Source organism: Streptomyces sp. NPDC006602 (assembly GCF_042870385.1).
In the GTDB taxonomy this organism is placed as follows: Bacteria; Actinomycetota; Actinomycetes; order Streptomycetales; family Streptomycetaceae; genus Streptomyces.
Map to the genome: position 1 here is coordinate 679179 of NZ_JBIAHG010000002.1, position 22191 is coordinate 701369.

The window sequence follows — 22191 nt, forward strand, 5'->3', positions numbered from 1 at the left end:
GCGGAGGCTCCGTCCGGGCAGCTGACCTGTCCCCCGAACGTGTGACATCTGTATTTACCGGTGGGCGTCCAGATTTACCGGTGGGCGTCCAGGAAGGCTTCCAGCCCGGCGAGGTCGTCGGTGTTGAGGTAGTCGACGTCGGCGGCGAGCAGTTCGGCCCACAGCGCGTCCCGGGCGGGGCCGGCCACGTCCGGGGTGGCCCAGAACCGGACCCTCTGCCCGCGCGCGTGCGCCGTCCGCACGATGGACCGCAGCTTCTGCCGTTCGGCGTCCGGGAAGGCGCCGACGCCCGGCCAGGTGAAGTTGAGCGTCCAGTTGTCGCTGATCAGCGGGACGAAGGAGGCGGGCGCCGAGGTGCCGAGGTCGGCGAGCCGGCCGTCGTAGAAGGCGCGCCGGACTGTCTGCGCCTCCATGGGCGTACGGGCGGCACGGTCGCCGGAGACAACGGCGGTGACCGGGCCGGGCCGGACGCGGCCGTGGACGTACCTCGTGAAGAGGTGCTTGTAGCGGCTCAGATGCCGGTCGAGTTCGAGGTACGTCGAGGAGCCCTCGGTCTTGATGTCGATGAGCAGTTGCAGGGGCCGCCGGTAGCCCCTGTACACAGAACCGTGGTTGGCCCTGATGCGGGCGGCGAGGGGGTCGAGGTAGAGGGATTCGAGGGTGCGGGCCGGGTCGAGGTCGACCGGGTCGTGGGCGACGAGGAGTTGGTCGCCGACGAGGTAGATGTCGGCCTCGACGCTGCCGAAACGGTGGTCGAGGGCGTCGAGGAGGGGATGCGGGTGCTCGTAGTCGTTGTGGGCATGGGCGCGCCACAACGGCCGTGGGCCGTGCTTCTGTTCGCCGGCCAGCGCGCTGGTGGCGGGCAGGGCGACCGTGCCCGCGAGGGCGGCGCCGAGGGTGGTGAGGGCTCTGCGGCGGGTGGTGAGGGGCATGCTCTGCCTCCCTGGTAGGCCTTACGGGACCGCAGAGAGTATGCGTTCCGAGAGGGCCCAAGGAGCAGAGCTGGAACAGGAGTTGGCCGGACTGCCGCTGTTCGTTCACTTCGTCGCGGCGGGGCACACCAAGAAGCCCGCCCCAGGTGGGGCGGGCTTCTCGTCGGCTTCTTCCGGTGAACGTCAGGGAGCCTGGAGGGCGACGAGTTCGGCCACCGCCTCCCGGTGCGCGCCCGCGGTCCCGTACGCGATCGAGTCGGCCTTCGAGCGCTTCAGGTACAGGTGGGCCGGGTGCTCCCAGGTCATCCCGATACCGCCGTGCAACTGGACGGCTTCCTCCGCCGCGCGCACGGCGACGGAGGCCGCGTACGCCTGCGCGACGGCGACCGCCACGTCCGCGTCCTCGCCAGTCGCGAGCGCGTCCGCCGCGTTGCGTGCGGCGGCACGCAGGTTGACGACCTCCAGCCACAGCTGGGCGAGCCGGTGCTTGAGTGCCTGGAACCCACCAACGGGCCGGTTGAACTGCTTGCGGTCCTTGAGATAGCGGACCGTCTCGGTCAACGACCACTCCGCGAGCCCGAGTTGTTCGGAGGCGAGCAGCCCGGCTCCGGCCCGCAGGGCCCGTCGCAGGGCGGGTTCGGCGTCCCCGATGCGACGGGCGGAAGCCCCGTCGAGGGTGACGGTCGCGAGCGGCCGGGTCAGGTCCAGCGACACCTGCGGGGTGATGGTCACGGCATCCGCGTCGACCGCGTACAGCCCGCCGTCCTCGGCGGGGACCAGCAGCACATCGGCCGCCGCCGCGTCCGCGATGCCGGTCAACTCCCCGTGCAGGGTCCCGTCTTCCAGCCGTACGGTCTTGAAGGCGCCGCCCGGAGCCACGTTCAGGGCGACGGCGAGGGCGCCGATGCGCCGGCCGGACGCCAGGTCGGCGAGCAGCTCGCCGGCCTCGCAGGCCAGCAGTGCCTCGGTGGCGACGACGGCACTGGTGAGGTAGGGCACGGGGGCGACGGCCCGACCCAACTCCTCCAGAACGACAGCTGTTTCGCGGTGCGTGGCGCCCTGGCCGCCCTGCGCCTCGGGCACCAGGAGCCCGGCCAGGCCCATGCCGTCGGCGAGCGACTTCCACAGCGAGCGGTCGTGCGGCGCGTCGGACTCGGTGCGCGCGATCACGCCCGCCGCGTCGCAGTGGTCCGTGAGCAGGTCGCGGACGGCGGCGCGCAGCGCCTCTTCCTCCTCCGAGTAGAGCAGATCGGTCATCGGGCCAGGTCCTTCCAGGCGACGTCCTTGTCGGTGCGCGGCTCGGTGGGCAGGCCCAGGACGCGCTCGGCGACGATGTTCAGCAGGACCTCGGTGGTCCCGCCCTCGATGCTGTTGCCCTTGGAACGGAGGTAGCGGTAGCCGGCGTCGCGGCCGGTGAAGTCGACCAGTTCCGGCCGGCGCATGGTCCAGTCGTCGTACAACAGGCCCTCCTCGCCGAGGAGTTCGACCTCCAGGCCACTGATCTCCTGGTTGAGGCGGGCGAACGCGAGCTTCATGCCGGAGCCCTCCGGGCCGGGCTGGCCGGCCACGAGCTGCTGGCGCAGCCGCTCGCCGGTGAGGCGGGCGACCTCGGCCTCCACCCACAGCTTGAGCAGACGCTGATGGAGGTCGTGGGTGCGCAGTTCGGGGCGTTCGCGCCAGGTCTTGGCGATCGGGCCGATCATGCCGCCCTCGCGGGGCAGCCGCATGCCGCCGATGGCGACCCGCTCGTTGTTCAGCGTGGTCTGCGCGACCCTCCAGCCGTCACCGACCTCGCCGAGGCGGCGGGAGTCGGGAATGCGGACGTCGGTGAGGAAGACCTCGTTGAACTCGGCCTCGCCGGTGATCTGGCGCAGCGGCCGGACCTCGACGCCCGGGTCGGTCATGTCGCAGATGAAGTAGGTGATGCCCCGGTGCTTGGGCGCGTCCGGGTCGGTGCGGGCGATGAGGATGGCCCAGCGGGCGACGTGGGCACTGGAGGTCCACACCTTCTGCCCGTTGACGACCCAGGTGTCACCTTCCCGGACGGCCCGCGTGCCGAGCGCGGCCAGGTCGGATCCGGCGCCGGGCTCGCTGAACAGCTGGCACCAGACCTCCTCGCCCGTCCACAGCGGCTTCAGGTACCGCAGCTTCTGTTCCTCGGTGCCGAACTGCAGGATCGTCGGCGCGGCCATCCCGAGTCCGATGCCGATGCGCCGCGGGTCGTTGTCGGGGGCGCCCGCCGCCTCCAACTCGGTGTCCACCGCGGCCTGGAGGGAGCGCGGAGCACCGAGGCCGCCGAGGCCCTCGGGGTAGTGCACCCAGGCGAGTCCGGCGTCGAACCGGGCCTTGAGGAACTCGAGGCGGTCGGTGGTGGCGGGTGGGTACGCGTCCAGCAACTGTGCGGTACGGCGCCCGAGTTCGGCTGCTTCGGTCATGCCGCGCCTCCTTCGGTGAGGCCGGGGACGAGGACGACCCGGCCGGTGGTGACACCGTCGGCGACCCGCTGCACGGCCGCCGCTGCCCCGCCCAGCGGCACGCGCTCGCTCACCAGCGGCTTGATCGCGCCCCGGGCGGCCAGCTCGGTGAGCTGTTCGTGGCAGTGCTGGACCAGCTTGGGGTTCTTGGTGTTGTACAGGCCCCAGTGCAGACCGAGTACCGAGTAGTTCTTCACCAGGGCGTGGTTGAGCGACGGGCTGGGAATAGTGCCGCTCGCGAAGCCGACGACGACGATCCGCCCCTCGAAGGCGACGACCTTGGCGGACTGGGTGTAGGCCTCGCCGCCGACCGGGTCGTAGATCACGTCGACGCCCCGGCCGTCGGTAGCCTCCTTCACGGCGGCGACGACGTCCTCGCTCCGCCGGTCGATGACCACGTCGCAGCCCAACTTCCGGGCGACCTCGGTCTTTTCGGCACCGCCGACGACACCGATCACGGTCGCGCCGGCCGCCTTGCCGAGCTGCACGGCCGCGCTGCCGACCCCTCCGGCGGCAGCGTGGACGAGCAGCGTCTCGCCGGCTTCCAGGTGCGCCCGTCGGTGCAGACCGAACCAGCCCGTCTGGTAGCCGATGTGCAGGGCGGCGGCCTCGGCGTCGTCCAGCGAGTCGGGTGCGGGCAGCAGAGCGGCGGCGTCCGCGAGGGCGTACTCGGCGAAACCGCCGTGCGGCAGCGCGGGGTTGGCGATGACCCGCCGCCCGTCCTCGGTCTCGCCGCAGATCTCCACACCCGGCGTGAACGGCAGCGGCGGCCTGACCTGGTAGTGGCCGCGAACCATGAGGACGTCCGGGAAGTTGATGTTCGCGGCACGCACCCTCAGCAGGACCTGGCCGTCACCGGGCGTGGGCGGCGCCACGTCCGTCGGGCGCATCACCTCGCCCGGCTCGCCGTTCTCGTGCACTTGCCATGCCTGCATGCGGGGCCTCCACGGGACTGCGTCTTACCGGAGTCAATGACCGGGGTCCTTCGCATACTAAGCGGTCGCTTGCCGATCAGGGAACAGTCAGATGCGTCACGAAGAGGCGTCACGACCGCTTGGGCCGAGCCCGCACGTGCATCCGCTCACCCTGCGGCCCGAACAGGCTGAGGAACTCGACCGGCCCCTCCCCCGTCGACCCGAACCAGTGCGGCACGCGGGTGTCGAACTCGACGGCCTCCCCCGTGGTCAGCACGATGTCGTGATCGCCCAGCACCATCCTCAGCCGCCCCGACATCACATACAGCCACTCGTAGCCCTCGTGGGTCCGAGGCTCGGGTTCCTCGTTCACTTGCGGCACCAGCACCTTGAAGGCCTGGAGTCCGCCGGGCTGCCGGGTCAGCGGCCAGTACGTGCGCCCGTGCCGCACGATCGGCTCGGCACGCACCCGCGGATCCCGCACCGAGGGGGCGCCCACCAGCTCGTCCAGGACCACCTCGTGGGCCCGCGCGATCGGCAGCAGCAGCTCCAGGCTGGGCTTGCGCAGGCCCGACTCCAGCCGGGAGAGGGTGCTCACCGAGATGCCGGTCGCCTCGGACAGCCCGGCCAGTGTGGCCCCCCGTTCCTTCCGGATCCGCCGCAGCCTCGGCCCGACCTCGGCGAGGACCTCGTCCATGTCGTCGTCGCTCATGACGCCCATTGCAGTTTCGGCAAACACATTTGTCAATGCGGCAGGCGGAGAGCGACTGTCTCGGTGGAGGTGGTCACCAATGACCGAGAACTACGAAGTGGTCGTCATCGGCGGCGGCGCGGCCGGGCTGTCCGCCGCGCTGGTCCTGGGCCGCGCCCGGCGCCACACACTGGTCGTCGACGCGGGCGAGCCGCGCAACGCTCCCGCCGCGCACATGCAGGGCTACCTGTCCCGGGACGGCATGTCCCCGGCCGACTTCCTGGCCGTCGGCCGGGAGGAGATCGCGCGGTACGGCGTCGAGCTGGTCCGGGACCGGGTGGTGGACGTCAGGAAGGGCTTCGCCGTGGACCTGGCCGGCGGGCGCACCGTGCACGCCCGGCGCCTGGTGATCGCGACCGGCCTCAAGGACGAGCTGCCCGAGGTCGCGGGCCTCCCCGAGCGCTTCGGGCGGGATGTGCTGCACTGCCCGTACTGCCACGGCTGGGAGGTGCGCGACCGGGCCTTCGGCGTGCTCGCCACCACCCCGATGAGCGTGCACCAGGCGTTGATCGTGTCCCAGTGGTCGAAGGACGTGACCTTCTTCCTGCACACCGTCGCCGAGGAGGAGTTGTCGGACGACGACCTGCGCAGGCTGGCGGCGGCAGGAGTGAAGGTGGTGCCCGGCGAGGTCGCGGAGGTGATGGTGGACGACGATCGGCTCACCGGTGTCCGCCTCGCGGACGGCACCGCGCACGACCGCGAGGTGCTGTTCGTGGCACCCCGGGCCGTCCCGCAGACCGATCTGCTCCGGCGCCTCGGCGCGGAACTGCGGGAGACCCCGTTCGGCGCGTACCCCGTGGTCGACGAGACGGGCCTGACGACCGTGCCCGGCGTGTGGTCGGCGGGCAACGCGACGGGCTTCGCGGAGCAGGTCGTGAACGCGGCGGCGGGCGGCTACCGAGCGGCCGCCACGATCAACGGCGAGCTGTTGATGACGGACCTGGACGCGGCCGTCGCGGCCGTCCGGGTGTAGAGCGCCCGCGGCCGTCCGGGTGTAGAGCGCCCGCCTCCGGTGCACCATGGCTGCATGCTGCTGACCCGGCTGGTCCAGGTGTCCCAGGAGGTGGCCGCGACCTCCGCGCGCTCCCGGAAGATCGCGCTTCTCGCCGAGCTCTTCCGGGACGCCGAGGCGGCGGACGTGCCGATCGTCATCCCGTATCTGGCGGGACGTCTGCCGCAGGGCCGGCTCGGCGTCGGCTGGAAGGTGCTGAGCCGCCCGGTCGCCCCGGCCGCCGAGCCGACCCTGACCGTGCGCGAGGTGGACGCCCTGCTGAGCGCGCTCGGCAAGGTCTCGGGCGCCGGTTCGCAGGCCGAGCGGGCCCGGCTGGTCGGCGAGCTGATGGGCGCGGCCACGGCGGACGAGCAGCGGTTCCTGCTCGGGCTGATCAGTGGCGAGGTGCGGCAGGGCGCGCTGGACGCGGTGGCGATCGAGGGGCTCGCCGAGGCGACTCAGGCACCGTCGGCGGACGTCCGGCGGGCCGTGATGCTCGCGGGCTCGCTCCAGACGGTGGCCGAGGCCCTGCTCACGGAGGGACCCGCCGCCCTGGACCGCTTCCGGCTGACCGTCGGCCGTCCGGTCCTGCCGATGCTGGCGCACAGCGCCTCCTCGGTGGCCGAGGCGGTCGAGAAGCTGGGCGCCTGCGCGGTCGAGGAGAAGCTGGACGGCATCCGCGTCCAGATCCACCGCGACGGCGACGCCGTACGGCTGTACACCCGCACCCTCGACGACATCACCGACCGTTTGCCTGAACTGACGGCGGCGGCAATGGAATTGAGGGGCGAGCGCTTCATCCTGGACGGCGAGGTCATCGCCTTCGACGCGGACGGCCGCCCCCGCTCCTTCCAGGAGACCGCGGGCCGTGTCGGCTCCCGCGTGGACGTGACGACCGCGGCCGAGGCCGTCCCCGTCTCCCCCGTCTTCTTCGACGCCCTGTCCGTCGGCGATCGCGACCTGCTCGACCTGCCGTTCGCCGAACGGCACACGGAACTGGCCCGGCTGGTACCCGAGCCGATGCGGGTGCGCCGGACGCTGGTGTCGGGCCCCAAGGACGTGCCCGCGGCCGAGGAGTTCCTCGCCGAGACCCTGGAGCGCGGCCACGAGGGTGTCGTCGTGAAGTCCCTCGACGCCCCCTACAGCGCGGGCCGGCGCGGCGCGTCCTGGCTGAAGGTCAAGCCCGTCCACACCCTCGACCTGGTCGTCCTGGCCGCCGAGTGGGGCCACGGCCGCCGCACCGGCAAGCTCTCCAACCTGCACCTCGGCGCCCGTACCGCGGACGGCTCCTTCGCGATGCTCGGCAAGACCTTCAAGGGCATGACCGACGCGATGCTCACCTGGCAGACCGAGCGGCTCCAGGAGCTGGCCGTGGACACCAACGGCCACGTGGTGACCGTACGTCCCGAACTCGTCGTCGAGATCGCCTACGACGGCCTGCAGAAGTCCACCCGCTACCCGGCCGGCGTCACCCTCCGCTTCGCCCGCGTGGTCCGCTACCGCGAGGACAAGCGCCCTCAGGACGCCGACACGGTGGAAACGCTGCTCGCGGCCCATCCGGAGGTGCGGCCGTGAAGCGCAGCGCGGGCCTGCTGCTGTTCCGACACACCGATCACGGGACGGAGGTGTTGCTCGGCCACATGGGCGGCCCCTTCTTCGCGCGGCGCGACGCCGGGGCGTGGACCGTACCGAAGGGCGAGTACGACTCCGACGAGCCCGCCTGGGAGGCGGCCCGCCGTGAGTTCCAGGAGGAGCTGGGGCTGCCCCCGCCCGACGGCGAGGCCGTACCGCTCGGCGAGATCCGGCAGACGGGCGGCAAGGTCGTCACCGCGTGGGCGGTCGAGGCGGACCTCGATCCTGCGGCGGTCACCCCGGGCACCTTCCGGATGGAGTGGCCGCCCAAGTCCGGGCAGATCCAGGAGTTCCCCGAGGTGGACCGCGTGGAGTGGTTCGACCTGGACCGCGCCCGGGCCGTGATCGTCACGGCACAGGCCGCGTTTCTCGACCGGCTGGCGGAGCACTCGGCCTGAGCAGATGCGTACGCGTTGCGGTCCCCACCGCGACGCGGGAAGGTCGAAGCACACCAGCTTTCCAGGAGGTCGGTCATGCCCATCGCAACGGTCAACCCGGCGAACGGCGAGACGCTCAAGACGTACGAGGCCATGGGCGAGGAGGAGATCGAGCGCCGGCTCCAGCTCGCGCAGGCCACGTTCCGCACGTACCGGACGACGTCCTTCGCCGAGCGCGCCCGTCTCCTGCACCGGGCCGCCGACCTCCTCGGCGAGGACCAGCAGGACATCGGCCGCATGATGACCACCGAGATGGGCAAGCCGGTCAAGCAGGCCCGCGCGGAGGCCGCGAAGTGCGCGAAGGCGATGCACTGGTACGCCGACCACGCGGAGGAACTCCTCGCCGACGAGGAGCCCGCCGCCTTGGACGTCAAGGACTCCGGCGCCTCCCGCGCCCTGGTCCGCTACCGGCCGATGGGCCCGGTCCTCGCGGTGATGCCGTGGAACTTCCCGCTGTGGCAGGTGGTCCGCTTCGCGGCCCCGGCCCTGATGGCGGGCAACGTGGGCCTGCTCAAGCACGCCTCCAACGTCCCGCAGACCGCCCTCTACCTCGAAGACCTCTTCCACCGGGCGGGCTTCACCGAGGGCTGCTTCCAGACCCTGCTCATCGGCTCCGCCGCGGTCGACGACATCCTGCGCGACGAACGCGTCAGGGCGGCCACCCTCACCGGCAGCGAGCCCGCGGGACGGGCCGTGGCGTCCACCGCCGGGGAGATGGTCAAGAAGACGGTGCTGGAGCTGGGCGGCAGCGACCCGTACGTCGTGATGCCGTCAGCGGACATCGACCGCGCCGCCCGGATCGCGGTGACCGCGCGCGTGCAGAACAACGGGCAGTCGTGCATCGCCGCGAAGCGGTTCATCGTGCACACGGACGTGTACGACGCGTTCGCCGAGCGGTTCGTCGACGGCATGAAGGCACTGAAGATCGGCGACCCGCTGGAGGAGGAGACGGAGGTCGGGCCGCTGGCGAGTGAGCGGGGTCGGGCCGACCTGGAGGAGCTGGTCGACGACGCGAAGCGCAGCGGCGCGAGCGTGCTGTGCGGCGGACAGCGGCCCGACGGGCCCGGCTGGTACTACCCGCCGACCGTCCTGGCCGGCATCGACCGCGAGATGCGCATCCACCGCGAGGAGGCGTTCGGGCCGGTCGCCACGCTGTACCGGGCCGCCGACCTGGACGAGGCCGTGCTGATCGCCAACGACTCGCCGTTCGGACTGAGTTCCAATGTGTGGACGCGGGACGAGACCGAGGTCGATCGTTTTGTACGGGACCTGGAGGCGGGTGGTGTGTACGTGAACGGGATGACCGCCTCCCACCCGGCGTTCCCGTTCGGCGGGGTCAAGCGGTCCGGCTACGGGCGTGAGCTGTCCGGGCACGGAATCCGGGAGTTCTGCAACATCACGACCGTATGGCACGGAGCGTGACGCTTCCGCGGCTACGATCCCCTTTGTGAACCGCGAAGTGACTCTGCCTCTGATCGTCGACGACCGCGGGACCTTGCAGGTGGCTGCCGCCGATGTCAGCAAGTTGTTGCGGACGGTGGGCGGCCGGTGGCTGCATCTTGTCGAGGCCGGGGAGGACGGGCTCGACGAGGACACGGTGGCGGCGCTGACGATCGAGCTCGCGAAGCTCGCCGACCGGATCGATGTGGCGTGCATCGCGCACAGCAGCGGACAGACCGGATAGCGATCGCCTCCCCGCAACGCCTCGAAGTCGCCGATACGGAGTAACCCCGCGCGAGATCGTCGCCGCCTCGGGTGATCGTGGACTGGACCAGTCTCCGAGGCGAAAGCAGACACGGTTCATGACCGAAGAGACGATCACCGAGACCCTGCCGCCGATCCGGCACTGGCCCGCGCTCGACCTGAGGGGCGTGGACTTCGACCCGGTGCTGACCGAGCTGATGCGCGAGGGCCCGGTCACCCGCATCCAGCTGCCCGACGGCGAGGGTTGGGCCTGGCTGGTCACCCGGTACGAGGACGTCCGCATGGTGACCGACGATCCGCGGTTCAGCCGCGAGGCCGTCATGGACCGCGAGGTCACCCGGCTCGCCCCGCACTTCATCCAGGCCCCGGCCGCGCTCGGCTTCCTGGACCCGCCGGACCACACCCGGCTGCGTCGCTCGGTAGCCGCCGCCTTCACCGCGAAGGGTCTGGAGCGGATCCGCGAGAAGTCCCGCCGAATGCTGTACGAACTGGTCGACGAGCTGCTCCAGGACGGCCCCCCGGCCGACCTCACGGCGACCGTCCTCACTCCCTTCCCCATCGCCGTGATCTGCGAGTTGACGGGCGTCCCGGCGGCCGACCGGCACAGCATGCACACCTGGACCCAGCTGATCCTGTCCTCCTCGCACGGCGCCCAGGCCAGCGAGAAGGCCAGGAACGAGATGGGCGCCTACTTCGGTGACCTCATCGCCCTGCGCGAAGGCAGCACCGGCGAGGACGTCACCTCACTGCTGGGCGCCGCCGTGGGCCGTGGCGAGGTCACCCTGGAGGAGGCGGTCGGGCTCGCGGTGCTGCTCCAGATCGGCGGCGAGGCCATCACCCGCAACAGCGGCCAGCTGTTCTACATCCTGCTGACCCGCCCCGACCTGGCCGAACGACTGCGCTCCGAGCCGGAGATCCGCCCGCAGGCCATCGACGAACTGCTGCGCTACATCCCGCACCGCAACGCGGTCGGGCTGTCCCGGATCGCCACGGAGGACGTGGGGATCAGAGGCGTACGGATCCGGGCGGGCGACGCGATCTACGTGTCGTACCTTGCCGCGAACCGTGATCCGGACGTGTTCCCCTACCCGGAGACGATCGACTTCTCCCGGAGCCCGAACCCGCACGTGTCCTTCGGCTCCGGCCCTCACCACTGCCCCGGCGACCTGCTCGCCCGGCTGGAGTGCGAGCTGCTGGTCGACGCCCTGCTGGACCACGTGCCGGGACTGAAGCTGGCCGTGCCGCCGAACGAAGTCCCCTTCAAGAAAGGCGCGTTGATCCGCGGGCCGGAGGCGCTCCCGGTCACGTGGTGAGCGGCCGATGACGGCGAGCGAGGGCCTGCTGGTGCCGCCGGGTCACGGCCGGGTCGTCCGAGCGACTCACACCTCTCAAACACCGGTGAGCATGCCCACCCAGGGGCGCGGGGCTGTATCAATCCGCGGCTCCGCCGCGTGGGCGCGACCAGCCACAACGCACCCGCAGACCGCACCGCGCGGCACCGCCTACGGCGCTACCGGATCGGCATCCCCGACAGGGTCCGGGCAATCACCAACCGCTGGATCTCGCTCGTCCCCTCGAAGATCGTGTAGATCGCCGCATCCCGATGCATCCGCTCCACCGGGTACTCCCGCGTGTAGCCGTTCCCACCCAGAATCTGCACCGCCTGCGCCGTCACCGTCTTCGCCGTCTCACTCGCGAACAGCTTCGACATCGACCCCTCTGCCGCCGTGAACTGCTTGCCGTTGACCGCCATCCAGGACGCCCGCCAGACCAGCAGCCGCGCCGCGTCGATGGACGTGCGCATGTCCGCGAGCTGGAAGGCAACGCCCTGGTTGTCGATGATGGGCCGGCCGAACTGCTCGCGCGTCTTGGCGTAGTCGAGGGCCACCTCGTACGCGGCACGGGCCGTGCCGACGGCCATCGCACCGACCGCCGGACGCGAGGCCTCGAACGTGGCCATCGCCGCGTTCTTCACGCGCTCCCCGCCGGCCTTGGCGCGCTCCCGGGCGCGGGCCAGCCGCTCGTCCAGCTTCGCCTTGCCGCCCAGGAGGCAGGAGCCGGGCACCCGGGCGTTGTCCAGGACGACCTCGGCGGTGTGCGAGGCGCGGATGCCGTGCTTCTTGAACTTCTGCCCCTGGGAGAGACCGGGCGTGTTCGGCGGGACGATGAAGGAGGCGTGTCCCTTGGAGCCGAGCTCCGGGTCCACGACGGCGACGACCACGTGGACGTTGGCGATGCCGCCGTTGGTCGCCCAGGTCTTCGTGCCGTTGAGCACCCACTCGTCCTTGGCCTCGTCGTACACCGCGCGGGTGCGCATCGAGGCGACGTCGGAGCCGGCGTCGGGCTCGGAGGAGCAGAACGCGGCGACCTTGACATCGTTGGCGTCGCCGTACATCTGGGGGATCCAGGTGCCGATCTGCTCCTCGGTGCCGTTGGCGAGGACGCCGACGGCGGCGAGACCGGTGCCGACGATGGAGAGGGCGATGCCGGCGTCGCCCCAGAACAGCTCCTCCATGGCCATCGGGATGCCGAGGCCGGAGGGGTCGAAGTACTGCTGGGCGTAGAAGTCGAGGGAGTAGATGCCGACCTTGGCGGCCTCCTGGATGACCGGCCAGGGAGTCTCCTCACGCTCGTCCCATTCGGCGGCCGCGGGGCGGATGACCTCGGCGGAAAAGCCGTGCAGCCAGTCCCGGACCTCCTTCTGTTCGTCGTTGAGCTCCATGGTGAACTCGGCCATGTCCCCTCCAGCGGCGACGCACGTGCATGTTACTTGCGGTAACTAGAGTCTGTTACCCGTGGGTAGGAAAAGTCAACTCCCGATGACCGCTCGGCAGCCCGTTCGATGCCCAGGGCATCCTGGGTGTTAGTTTGCGCAGGCGTTACCTAAACAGCACGGGTGGGGAGAGCTCATGGACACCACACAGCGGACCGATCAGCAACGGTCCGCCGACCGCCGCCGACGCGAGTTGCTGGAGGCCGCGGACAGAGTGGTGCTGCGCGACGGCCCACAGGCCTCCATGAACGCCATCGCCGCGGAGGCCGGCATCACCAAGCCGATCCTTTATCGCCACTTCGGCGACAAGGGCGGGCTTTACGCAGCTTTGGCCAAGCGGCACACGGACGCGCTGCTCGATTCGCTCCGTGCGGCGCTGGACGCGCCGGCGGATCGGCGGGAGCGGGTCGAGGCGACGCTGGACACGTATCTGGCGGCCATCGAGGCGCGGCCTCAGGTGTACCGCTTCCTGATGCATCCGGCGGACGGGGGGCAGGTCGGCGACCCGGGGTTCGACGTCGGCAAGCACAGCGTGCCGCTGCTTCGCAGGATGGGCGAGGAGCTGGCGCAGGTCATCGAGGACCGGGTGGATCTCGGGCCGGGCAGTCAGCAGTTGGCCCGGGTGTGGGGGCACGGGATCGTCGGGATGATGCACGCGGCCGGGGACTGGTGGCTGGGGGAACGGCCTTGTTCCCGAGCCGAGTTGGTGCGCAGTCTTGCCGACCTCTTGTGGGGGCGGCTTGCTGCGGTGGGGGACAAGGTCGGCGGTCCGGGGTTCTGACGGTCGTATCTCGTCTGCGGGGCGGTGGGGGCTGGTCGCGCCCACGCGGCGGAGCCGCACCCTGACACAGCCCCGCGCCCCTGAGGCATGTCCACTCACCGGTGCCATGAAGCTCGCCCTGCCTGTCGCATCAGGCGTCTGTGGCGCCAGCCCTTCAAGTGGTCCGCGTAGACGCGGCCGTCCAAGTGGTCGTACTCGTGTTGCAGGCATCTCGCGAAGAAGCCCGTGCCGTGGATGGTGATCGGCTCGCCCTTCACCGTGTACCCCTCGATCACCGTGTGGTCGTAGCGTTCCGTTCCCGCCTCCAGGCCCGGCAGGGACAGGCAGCCCTCGGGGCCGCGGAGGAGCACGCCGTCCTTTTCGACGAGCGTGGGGTTCACGACGTGGCCCAGGTGGCGCACCTCTTCGTCGTCCGGGCAGTCGTAGACGAACACCCGTAGCCGCTCGCCGATCTGGTTGGCGGCCAGGCCGACGCCCTGCGCGGCGTACATGGTCGCGAACAAGTCCTCCACGAGTGCCGCCAGTTCGGGGCCGAAGTCGGTGACTTCCTCGCAGGGGGCGTGCAGGACGTCGTCGCCGAGCAGCATGAGGGGCCGGACGCGCCCGTGGGCGCCCGGGATCGGGCCGTGTCGCATGGCGGCAAGGGTACGGTCCTTCCTGTCACGCGACTGTCGCGCGGGCGCCGCGATTCGGGAGTGCGAATGGATCTCGATAGGCTGAGGTCCACACCACGTGGCCGGAGGCTGAGGCGCGGCGCGTACGCAAGGAGGATCGAGAACTGATGGCAGGCAACTCGGACCCGCTCTCGCCGCGGGCCAAGATCGCCGTAACCGCGGGCAAGGCGGTCGCGGCGGCATCCCGCGCCGCGGGGCGCGGCAGCGGTTCGGTGATCGGCGGCCGCGTGGCACTCAAGCTCGACCCCGACCTTCTCGCCCGGCTCGCCCAGAACCTGGACGTCGTCCTCGTCTCGGCCACCAACGGCAAGACCACGACCACCCGGCTGATCGCGGAGGCGCTGCAGGCCGCGGGCCCGGTCGTCTCCAACGCGCTCGGCGCCAACATGCCGGCCGGCATCACCTCCGCGCTCGCGGGCAGGTCCGAGGCCCGGTACGGCGTCATCGAGGTCGACGAGAAGTACCTCGCGGGCGTCGCCCGGGACACCGACCCGAAGTGCATCGCCCTGCTCAATCTCTCCCGCGACCAGCTCGACCGTGCCGCCGAGACCCGCATGCTCGCCGAGAACTGGCGCGAGGGCCTGGCAGGTTCCAAGGCCGTCATCGTCGCCAACGCGGACGACCCGCTGGTGGTGTGGGCCGCGTCCTCCTCCCCCAACGTGATCTGGGTCGCCGCCGGGCAGATGTGGAAGGACGACGCCTGGTCCTGCCCGTCCTGCGGTGGGGTGATGCAGCGCCCGGGCGACGACTGGTTCTGCGGCGAGTGCGGCTTCCGCCGGCCGACGCCGAGCTGGGCGCTGTCCGGTGACCACGTGCTCGACCCGCACGGCTCCGCCTGGCCGATCCACCTCCAGTTGCCGGGCCGCGCCAACAAGGCCAACGCCGCTTCCTCGGCCGCCGTCGCCGCCGTGTTCGGCGTGCCGCCGCAGGTCGCCCTGGAACGCATGTACCAGGTGCAGGCGGTGGCCGGGCGGTACGACGTCGTGCAGTTCATGCAGCGCGACCTCAGACTCCTGCTCGCGAAGAACCCCGCCGGCTGGCTCGAAACGTTCAGCCTGATCGATCCGCCGCCGACCCCCGTGATCCTCTCGGTGAACGCGCGCGGCGCCGACGGCACCGACACCTCCTGGCTGTGGGACGTCGACTACACGCGGCTGACCGGTCACCCGATCTGCGTCGTGGGCGACCGCAAGCTGGACCTCGCAGTGCGTCTGGAGGTGGCCAACCAGCACTTCCAGGTCTGCGAGGACCTCGACCAGGCCGTGCAGCTCAGCCCGCCGGGCCGCATCGAGGTCATCGCCAACTACACCGCCTTCCAGGACCTGCGCCGCCGCGTCGGCAACTGACACACTCAGGGGATTTTTGTGAGCGACAACAGCCTGCGGATCGTCTGGATCTATCCCGACCTGCTCAGCACGTACGGCGACCAGGGCAACGTCCTCGTCGTGGAGCGCCGGGCCCGGCAGCGCGGGCTCGACGTGGCCCGGCTCGACGTACGCAGCGACCAGCCGATCCCGACGTCCGGCGACATCTACCTGATCGGCGGCGGCGAGGACCGGCCGCAGCGGCTCGCGTCCGAGCGGCTGCGCCGGGACGGCGGTCTGCACCGGGCCGTCGAGAACGGCGCGATCGTCTTCTCGGTGTGCGCGGGCTACCAGATCCTCGGCCACGAGTTCATCAACGACCTCGGCCAGCGCGAGCCCGGCCTCGGTCTGCTCGACGTGGTCTCCACGCGTGGCGAGGGCGACCGGTGCGTCGGTGACGTGCTCGCCGACATCGACCCGCGCCTGGGCATGCCCCCGCTGACCGGCTTCGAGAACCACCAGGGCGTCACCCACCTCGGTCCCACGGCCCGCCCGTTCGCCCAGGTGCGCCTCGGCAACGGAAACGGGACCGGGGACGGCACGGAGGGGGCGTACAACGACACGGTCTTCGGCACGTACATGCACGGTCCCGTGCTCGCGCGCAATCCGCTGATCGCCGACCTGCTGCTGAAGCTGGCGCTCGACGTCAACGCGCTGCCGCCGACCGACGACCGGTGGTACGAGGCGCTCCGCAACGAGCGCATCGCGGCTGCGCAGCAGCCTGCGTGAGCACAGCTGCGCAGCAGCCTGCGTGAGCACAGCTGCGCAGCCACCTGCCTGACATCTGGGCTCCAGCCCGCTGTAACCAGCCCGTCTGACGGCCCTTCCGCACAGGTGAGCGGGGTCGTCCAGCAGGCGGACGCACGGTGCGGCCCCGCCCCCTCCTGCCGCTAGGGTGGCGGGGATCGAGCCGGACGATGTGGTCCGGATCCGGCCCACATCGAGAAGGTATTTCGGGCTATGCGCATTGGTGTCCTCACGTCCGGCGGCGACTGCCCCGGCCTGAACGCCGTCATCCGGTCCGTCGTGCACCGCGCCGTCGTCGACCACGGCGACGAGGTCATCGGTTTCCGGGACGGCTGGAAGGGCCTCCTGGAGTGCGACTACCTCAAGCTCGACCTGGACGCGGTCAGCGGCATCCTGGCCCGCGGCGGCACGATCCTCGGTTCCTCCCGGGTCCAGCCCTCCCATCTGCGTGACGGTGTGGAACGCGCCCGTGGTCACGTCGAGGAGCTCGGCCTGGACGCGATCATCCCCATCGGCGGCGAGGGCACGCTCAAGGCGGCCCGGCTGATGTCGGACAACGGTCTGCCCATCGTGGGCGTGCCGAAGACCATCGACAACGACATCGCGGTCACCGACGTGACGTTCGGCTTCGACACGGCCGTCGGCGTCGCGACGGAGGCGCTGGACCGGCTGAAGACCACCGCCGAGTCCCACCAGCGGGTGCTGGTCGTCGAGGTCATGGGGCGCCACACCGGCTGGATAGCGCTGCACTCCGGCATGGCGGCGGGCGCGCACGCCATCGTCGTACCGGAACGGCCCTTCGACATCGAGGAGTTGACCGCGAAGGTCGGCGGGCGGTTCGAGGCGGGGAAGCGGTTCGCGATCGTGGTGGCGGCGGAGGGTGCCAAGCCGCGGCCCGGCAGCATGAGCTTCGACGAGGGCGCCAAGGACATCTACGGGCATGAGCGGTTCGCCGGGATTGCGCGGCAGCTGTCCATCGAGCTGGAGCAGCGGCTCGGGAAGGAAGCGCGGCCGGTGATACTCGGGCATGTGCAGCGGGGTGGGACACCCACCGCGTACGACCGGGTGCTGGCGACCCGGTTCGGGTGGCATGCGGTGGAGGCCGTGCACCGGGGGGAGTTCGGTCGGATGACCGCGCTTCGAGGGACGGACATCGTGATGGTGTCACTCGCCGACGCTGTGGAGACGTTGAAGACGGTTCCTGCGGAGCGGTACGAAGAGGCTGAGTGCGTGCTCTGATCGAGGGCGGCGCCGTAAGACTGCAGGTCGCATGCCCGGTGCGGGTCGTGTGTGGCTTGTCGCGCCCACGCGGCGGAGCCGCATATCGATACAGCCCCGCGCCTTTGAGGGCGTTGCACTGCCCCCGGTCGCAAAGGCGGCCGGGGGCAGTTCTAGTCTGGGGGCGGACAGACGCGTACAACCCCCACGAATCAGGAGCTGTTGGATGGATCACAGCGGGCACGGCATGATCATGGATCTGCCGCCGTTCACGCTGGGGCGCGGTCTTCAGTGGTCGGCGGACCCGTTCTTCCTGGTGGCCTGTGTGGTGGGGCTCGCGCTGTACGGGTGGGGGGTCGTTCGGCTGCGGCGGCGTGGGGACGCGTGGTCGGTGGGGCGGACGATCGCGTTTGTCGTGGGTGTGCTGTCCATCGGGCTCGTGATGTGCACCAGGCTGAACGACTACGGGATGGTCATGTTCAGCGTGCACATGGTGCAGCACATGATGATCAGCATGCTGTCGCCGATCCTGCTGCTGCTCGGCGCCCCCGTCACGCTGGCGCTGCGTGCGCTGCCGCCCGCGGCCAGGGGCCGCAAGGGGCCGCGCGAGGTACTGCTGATGTTCCTGCACAGCCGGTACATGCGGATCATCACGCACCCGGCGTTCACCATCCCGTTGTTCATCGCGAGCCTCTACGCGCTGTACTTCACGCCGATCTTCGACTTCCTGATGGGCTCCAAGACCGGGCACATCGCGATGATGGTGCACTTCCTCGCCGTCGGTGTGGTGTTCTTCTGGCCCATCATGGGTGTGGATCCGGGCCCCAGCCGGCCGGGCTATCTGATGCGGATGCTGGAGCTGTTCGCGGGCATGCCGTTCCACGCGTTCTTCGGCATCGCGCTGATGATGGCGTCCGAACCCATGGTCGAGACGTTCAAGAACCCGCCCGCCTCGCTCGGCATCGACGCGCTCTCCGACCAGAACGCGGCCGGCGGCATCGCGTGGGCGTTCAGTGAGATCCCGTCCGTGCTGGTGCTGATCGCCCTGCTGTTCCAGTGGTACGGCTCCGAGCAGCGACAGGCCAAGCGCCAGGACCGGGCCGCCGACCGGGACGGCGACAAGGAACTCGAGGCGTACAACGCCTATTTGGCCTCATTGAACACACAAGGGCGTTGAAAGGCTTCTCATTCAGTAGCATGAAGCGCTATGGGGGAACCGCCGGGGGGAGCGGTGATGACACTTCGCGCACTTATGCAAAGGGTCGGGAAAAGGATTGCCTGCGGCCTGGTTTTGATTCTCGCGCTGAGCGGCTGCGACAGTAAGACGCCGCTCACCGTGGTGAAGGCGGTCGCCGCGGGCGTGCCTTCGCTCGCGCCGTTCTTCGACGAAGCCGGCGGGCTCGGCCGGGATGCCCAGGTCCGGTCGCAGGCCGTGCACGGCGGCTTGCGGCAGGGGGACACACCTGGTCTGTACGGGGGCTCGAAGCAGCCGACGATCTGTGACGTCGACCGGCTGGAACAGTTCCTCACCGATCCCGCCAATGACCGGAAGGCTCGAGCGTGGGCACGTGTCCTGAAGATATCGCAGAGCGAGATTCCGGATTATCTGGAACGACTCACACCTGTTCTGTTGCGTCACGACACTCTCGTGAAGAACCACGACTACAAAAAGGGAAAGGCCGTCCCCTACGACTCGCTGCTCCAGGCGGGAATCGCGATTCTCGTGGATCAGCAGGGACAGCCGGCCGTGAAGTGCTCGTGCGGAAATCCACTGCGGCCTTTCGCGGGTGACACGAGCCGGATCTCGGTCGAGTTCGAGGACGGCAACGAGAAGTGGCAGGGATACGAGCGTTCCCAGGTGATGGCCGTGCGGCCCGCGCCCCGGGCGCTGGAGCGGATCGCTCTCGTCGACGTCCAGGAACCCGAGCGGGGCATCAACCGGCCGGTCGGCACGACGGGCGAGGACGACTCCGCCTTCGAGACGCGGAAGCGGCGCGCGGTGCCGAGGCTCGCCGGGAGGACGTTCGGGCAGGCGAGCCGGCAGCTGGCGGACTCCGGGCTGGCCGCCGGGTACGACGGGAAGAGGCTGCCACCGGACGGCGCCAGGGTCACGGCGACCGATCCGCCCGCGGGGAGCAAGCTGCGGTTCGGGGAGTACGTGACGTTGAGCGTGGCCGGGGGCGGGTCCGGGGGAACCCCTGCGGGCACGTCCGGGGGCGCGTCGGACGGCACGCCCGGTGGGTCCACTGTTCCCCCGACACCGCCCGGGTCCTCCGGGTCGTCCAGCACTTCGCCACCGTCGAGCAGCGGGCCCGGGGGATCCCCCTCGGCGCCCACATCCGGTACGTCGTCCGGGTCGAGCCCGCCGTCGAGCTCCGAGCCGCCCTCGTCGAGCCCCCCGAGCAGCGCGGCGGCGGACACCGACACCCCGTCCAGTAGGCCGCCCAGCTCCGCGCCGCCCTCGACGAGCTCGCCGCCACCCCCTTCGCCTCCGCCACCCCCTCCCCCGGACCCTCCGCCCAGTTCGCCGCCGCAGGTGACCAGCTCGTCTTCGACCAGTGAGCCGGTCACCAGCAGCGCGCCGCCACCGAGCAGTGGGCCCGTCACCAGCGAACCGGCGAGCAGCCAACCGGTCACGAGCACCCCGGCGGGCGGCGAATCCGCCGGTGCGACCACGTAGCCGCACAACCGGGAGTCACCGGATGCCTTCAGGATCACCGACGTCGGGAGTGGGCCGGGTCATCGCCGGCCGCTATCTGCTGCTGAACCAGCTGGGCAGCGGTGGCATGGGCCATGTGTGGCTCGCCCACGACCAGAGACTGGCCTGCGAGGTCGCGCTCAAGGAGATCGTGTTCCGCGACCCGGTCGAGGCCGGTCACGACCGGGAGGCACGGGTCGCCCGGGCCCGTGCCGAGGCCCGGCACGCGGCGGGGCTGCGCGGCCATCCGCATGTGGTGACGGTGCACGACGTGCTGGAGCACGAGGGGCTGCCGTGGATCGTCATGGAGTACGTGGCGAGCGCGGTCGACCTGCGTGAGCTGGTCGGGACACGGGGGCCGCTCGCCCCGGCCGAGTGCGCCCGAATCGGCCTTGCCGTGCTGGACGCGCTCACCGCCGGGCACCAGCGGGGAGTCATGCACCGGGACGTGAAACCGGCGAACATCCTGCTCGCGCCGGACCGCTCCGGGGCGCCGTACGGTCGGGTCCTGCTCACCGACTACGGCATCTCCGTGCAGCCGGACGCCGGCGAGACGCGCTACACGCTGGCGTCCGTGCTCGTGGGAACCGCCGGGTATCTGGCGCCGGAGCGTGCCACGGGAGGGGCGCCCACCGCGGCCGCCGATCTGTTCTCGCTGGGCTGCACGCTCTACTACGCCGTCGAGGGCCGGGGTCCCTTCGAGCGGGAGTCGAATCTCGCCGAGGTGACCGCGGTGGTCATGGAGGAACCGCGTCCTGCCGTACGGGCGGGGGCGCTGGAGCCCGTACTGGCCGCGCTGCTCGCGAAGGACCCCGGGCAGCGGCTGTCGGCGGCGGAGGCCGAGGCGGCGCTGTCGCGGATCGTCACGCCGCAGGCGGAGGCGTACTCCCGGACCCAGACCGACCTGGGGTCGCAGCCGCCCTGGGCGGGGGTGCCCGCGCTGCCGACGGTGCCGCACGGCGCCGCGTTCGCACCGACGGCGGATCCCCACGGATTCGCGTCCCCGACCGCTGATCCGCAAGCGTTCGGGCCGCCCTGCGCACCCTCGGCGCCGTCCGCGCCCGGCAGGCGGCGGCGAGAACGGTCGCACGCCCTGCGGGCCCTCCTCGCGTGCGGTCTCGGCATGGTCCTGGCCCTGGGGGGCGTCTGGTACGCCCTCGCGGACCGGACCGCCACCGGCGACGGCGAAGGGAGCGGGCCGCCGTACGGAACGAGCATCGGGCTGGTGAAGCCGCTGCGGGAGGGCGACTGTGTGCTTGCCGACTGGGCGGGTGCGGAGCGATTCCAGGGCACGCCCCGGCTGTCGCTGGATCCGACCTGCGGGGCCAAGGCGCCGGACGGTCAGGTGCTGGCGTTCGTCGCGGCCTCGTCGGCGGACGAGGCGCGGCGGCTGGGGCCGGCCCGGTGCGAGGAGCGGACGCAGGAGGTCCGGGACAGGCTCGCGGACGTGCGCAGCCTCGCCGTCGTGCCGACGCCGGAGGGTTTCGAGGCCGCCGGGCGGCGCACCGCCTGTCTGGTGCTGGGCGCGCACGGGCCGGTGTACGGGCCGATCGGCGGCCACCGCAAGGCGGGCTCGGCCTTCGCGGACACGGCGACCATGCAGAGGCGGGACTGTCTGGACGTCCGCTCCAACCGGGACGCCCGGCTGGTGTCCTGCGAGAGGGCGCACGACGAGGAGGTGCTCGGGTTCACCCGGTTGGACGCGGACGTCACGCCGGCCGAGGCGCGCACGGAATCCGACGTGGCGTGCGGGCGGGCGGTGCCGCCGGCCGACTACGGCTTCGACCCGTCGGTGTACACGGCGGGCTCCTGGACGAGCGAGGGTCCCTGGAAGAACGGCACACATTTCGTCGTATGCACCGTGCGGAGGCAGAACGGGGGCACCATGGAGGGGGACGGACCATGAGGAGGGTGTTGCGATGCCCGGTTCCACGGACGGCTCGACCCGGACGATGGGGGTGCTCACCGTCGGCGGACTCGTCGCGGTGACCGCCTATACGGTGGCGCTCGGCAGTAACGGCTGGCTGTGGTTCGGCTGGGTCGTGCTGGGGCTGATCACCCTCGGGATGGTGGCCACCCGGAGCACATGACACGCACCGCC

At 71.0% G+C, this 22191-nt stretch carries 21 protein-coding genes; 14 read left to right on the plus strand and 7 right to left on the minus strand.

The window, feature by feature from the left end:
• Positions 1-74: 74 nt before the first annotated feature.
• The 5 genes from ACFYO2_RS07760 to ACFYO2_RS07780 all read right to left on the minus strand — a co-directional run bounded on the left by ACFYO2_RS07760 (position 75) and on the right by ACFYO2_RS07780 (position 5041).
• Positions 75-932, minus strand: a complete 858-nt coding sequence (locus ACFYO2_RS07760; RefSeq protein WP_388345536.1) for a phosphatidylinositol-specific phospholipase C/glycerophosphodiester phosphodiesterase family protein — start codon at positions 930-932, stop codon at positions 75-77.
• 183 nt (positions 933-1115) lie between these two features.
• On the minus strand, positions 1116-2189 hold the full coding sequence (locus tag ACFYO2_RS07765) for an acyl-CoA dehydrogenase family protein (RefSeq protein WP_388345539.1): 1074 nt from the start codon (positions 2187-2189) through the stop codon (positions 1116-1118).
• Positions 2186-3367 carry an acyl-CoA dehydrogenase family protein gene (locus ACFYO2_RS07770; RefSeq protein ID WP_388345542.1) on the minus strand — a complete coding sequence of 394 codons (1182 nt, stop codon included), beginning with the start codon at positions 3365-3367 and terminating at the stop codon, positions 2186-2188. The genes ACFYO2_RS07765 and ACFYO2_RS07770 overlap by 4 nt, the downstream gene beginning before the upstream one ends.
• The gene (locus ACFYO2_RS07775) at positions 3364-4341 is read right to left on the minus strand and encodes an NADPH:quinone oxidoreductase family protein (RefSeq protein ID WP_388345545.1); all 978 of its coding nucleotides are present in this window, start codon (positions 4339-4341) and stop codon (positions 3364-3366) included. The genes ACFYO2_RS07770 and ACFYO2_RS07775 overlap by 4 nt, the downstream gene beginning before the upstream one ends.
• Before the next feature lie 109 nt (positions 4342-4450).
• Positions 4451-5041 (minus strand): helix-turn-helix domain-containing protein, encoded by a 591-nt coding sequence (locus ACFYO2_RS07780; RefSeq protein WP_388345547.1) that lies wholly within the window; start codon positions 5039-5041, stop codon positions 4451-4453.
• 70 nt (positions 5042-5111) lie between these two features.
• Here ACFYO2_RS07780 and ACFYO2_RS07785 point away from each other — a divergent pair, with 70 nt between their 5' ends.
• From ACFYO2_RS07785 to ACFYO2_RS07810, 6 genes are all read left to right on the plus strand, one after another.
• The gene (locus tag ACFYO2_RS07785; protein ID WP_388345550.1) at positions 5112-6044 is read left to right on the plus strand and encodes an NAD(P)/FAD-dependent oxidoreductase; all 933 of its coding nucleotides are present in this window, start codon (positions 5112-5114) and stop codon (positions 6042-6044) included.
• Between the two features lie 54 nt (positions 6045-6098).
• Positions 6099-7637 (plus strand): ATP-dependent DNA ligase, encoded by a 1539-nt coding sequence (locus ACFYO2_RS07790; protein WP_388345553.1) that lies wholly within the window; start codon positions 6099-6101, stop codon positions 7635-7637.
• Positions 7634-8092 (plus strand): NUDIX domain-containing protein, encoded by a 459-nt coding sequence (locus ACFYO2_RS07795; RefSeq protein WP_388345555.1) that lies wholly within the window; start codon positions 7634-7636, stop codon positions 8090-8092. The genes ACFYO2_RS07790 and ACFYO2_RS07795 overlap by 4 nt, the downstream gene beginning before the upstream one ends.
• Before the next feature lie 75 nt (positions 8093-8167).
• Positions 8168-9553, plus strand: coding sequence for an NADP-dependent succinic semialdehyde dehydrogenase (locus ACFYO2_RS07800; RefSeq protein WP_388345558.1), 1386 nt, complete (start codon positions 8168-8170; stop codon positions 9551-9553).
• Positions 9554-9578: 25 nt separating this feature from the next.
• Positions 9579-9815 (plus strand): DUF6213 family protein, encoded by a 237-nt coding sequence (locus tag ACFYO2_RS07805; protein WP_053751099.1) that lies wholly within the window; start codon positions 9579-9581, stop codon positions 9813-9815.
• Between the two features lie 118 nt (positions 9816-9933).
• Positions 9934-11148: a cytochrome P450 gene (locus ACFYO2_RS07810; protein WP_388345560.1), complete on the plus strand. Its 1215-nt coding sequence runs from the start codon at positions 9934-9936 to the stop codon at positions 11146-11148.
• A gap of 197 nt (positions 11149-11345) precedes the next feature.
• Here ACFYO2_RS07810 and ACFYO2_RS07815 read toward each other — a convergent pair whose 3' ends face one another.
• Positions 11346-12572: an acyl-CoA dehydrogenase family protein gene (locus tag ACFYO2_RS07815; RefSeq protein WP_388345562.1), complete on the minus strand. Its 1227-nt coding sequence runs from the start codon at positions 12570-12572 to the stop codon at positions 11346-11348.
• Between the two features lie 172 nt (positions 12573-12744).
• Between ACFYO2_RS07815 and ACFYO2_RS07820 the strand changes: the two genes are divergently transcribed.
• A complete protein-coding gene (locus ACFYO2_RS07820) occupies positions 12745-13389 on the plus strand; it encodes a TetR family transcriptional regulator (RefSeq protein WP_388345565.1) in 645 nt (214 codons plus the stop codon).
• A 95-nt stretch (positions 13390-13484) separates the two neighbouring features.
• On the opposite strand, the gene def is transcribed toward ACFYO2_RS07820, so the two are convergent.
• Positions 13485-14024: a peptide deformylase gene (gene def, locus ACFYO2_RS07825; RefSeq protein WP_388345567.1), complete on the minus strand. Its 540-nt coding sequence runs from the start codon at positions 14022-14024 to the stop codon at positions 13485-13487.
• A 146-nt stretch (positions 14025-14170) separates the two neighbouring features.
• Here def and ACFYO2_RS07830 point away from each other — a divergent pair, with 146 nt between their 5' ends.
• The 7 genes from ACFYO2_RS07830 to ACFYO2_RS07860 all read left to right on the plus strand — a co-directional run bounded on the left by ACFYO2_RS07830 (position 14171) and on the right by ACFYO2_RS07860 (position 22180).
• Positions 14171-15409, plus strand: coding sequence for a MurT ligase domain-containing protein (locus ACFYO2_RS07830; RefSeq protein WP_388345570.1), 1239 nt, complete (start codon positions 14171-14173; stop codon positions 15407-15409).
• Positions 15410-15427: 18 nt separating this feature from the next.
• Entirely contained in the window at positions 15428-16156 is a 729-nt protein-coding gene (locus ACFYO2_RS07835; protein WP_388345573.1) for a type 1 glutamine amidotransferase, read from the plus strand.
• Positions 16157-16387: 231 nt separating this feature from the next.
• Complete coding sequence (locus ACFYO2_RS07840) at positions 16388-17413, plus strand: 6-phosphofructokinase (protein ID WP_388345576.1); 1026 nt, start codon at positions 16388-16390, stop codon at positions 17411-17413.
• Positions 17414-17618: 205 nt separating this feature from the next.
• Positions 17619-18569 (plus strand): cytochrome c oxidase assembly protein, encoded by a 951-nt coding sequence (locus tag ACFYO2_RS07845; protein WP_388345579.1) that lies wholly within the window; start codon positions 17619-17621, stop codon positions 18567-18569.
• A 75-nt stretch (positions 18570-18644) separates the two neighbouring features.
• Positions 18645-20072 carry a DUF6777 domain-containing protein gene (locus ACFYO2_RS07850; protein ID WP_388346082.1) on the plus strand — a complete coding sequence of 476 codons (1428 nt, stop codon included), beginning with the start codon at positions 18645-18647 and terminating at the stop codon, positions 20070-20072.
• Between the two features lie 22 nt (positions 20073-20094).
• Entirely contained in the window at positions 20095-21996 is a 1902-nt protein-coding gene (locus ACFYO2_RS07855) for a protein kinase (RefSeq protein WP_388345582.1), read from the plus strand.
• A 13-nt stretch (positions 21997-22009) separates the two neighbouring features.
• Positions 22010-22180: a membrane protein gene (locus tag ACFYO2_RS07860; protein WP_030041537.1), complete on the plus strand. Its 171-nt coding sequence runs from the start codon at positions 22010-22012 to the stop codon at positions 22178-22180.
• Positions 22181-22191: the final 11 nt, after the last annotated feature.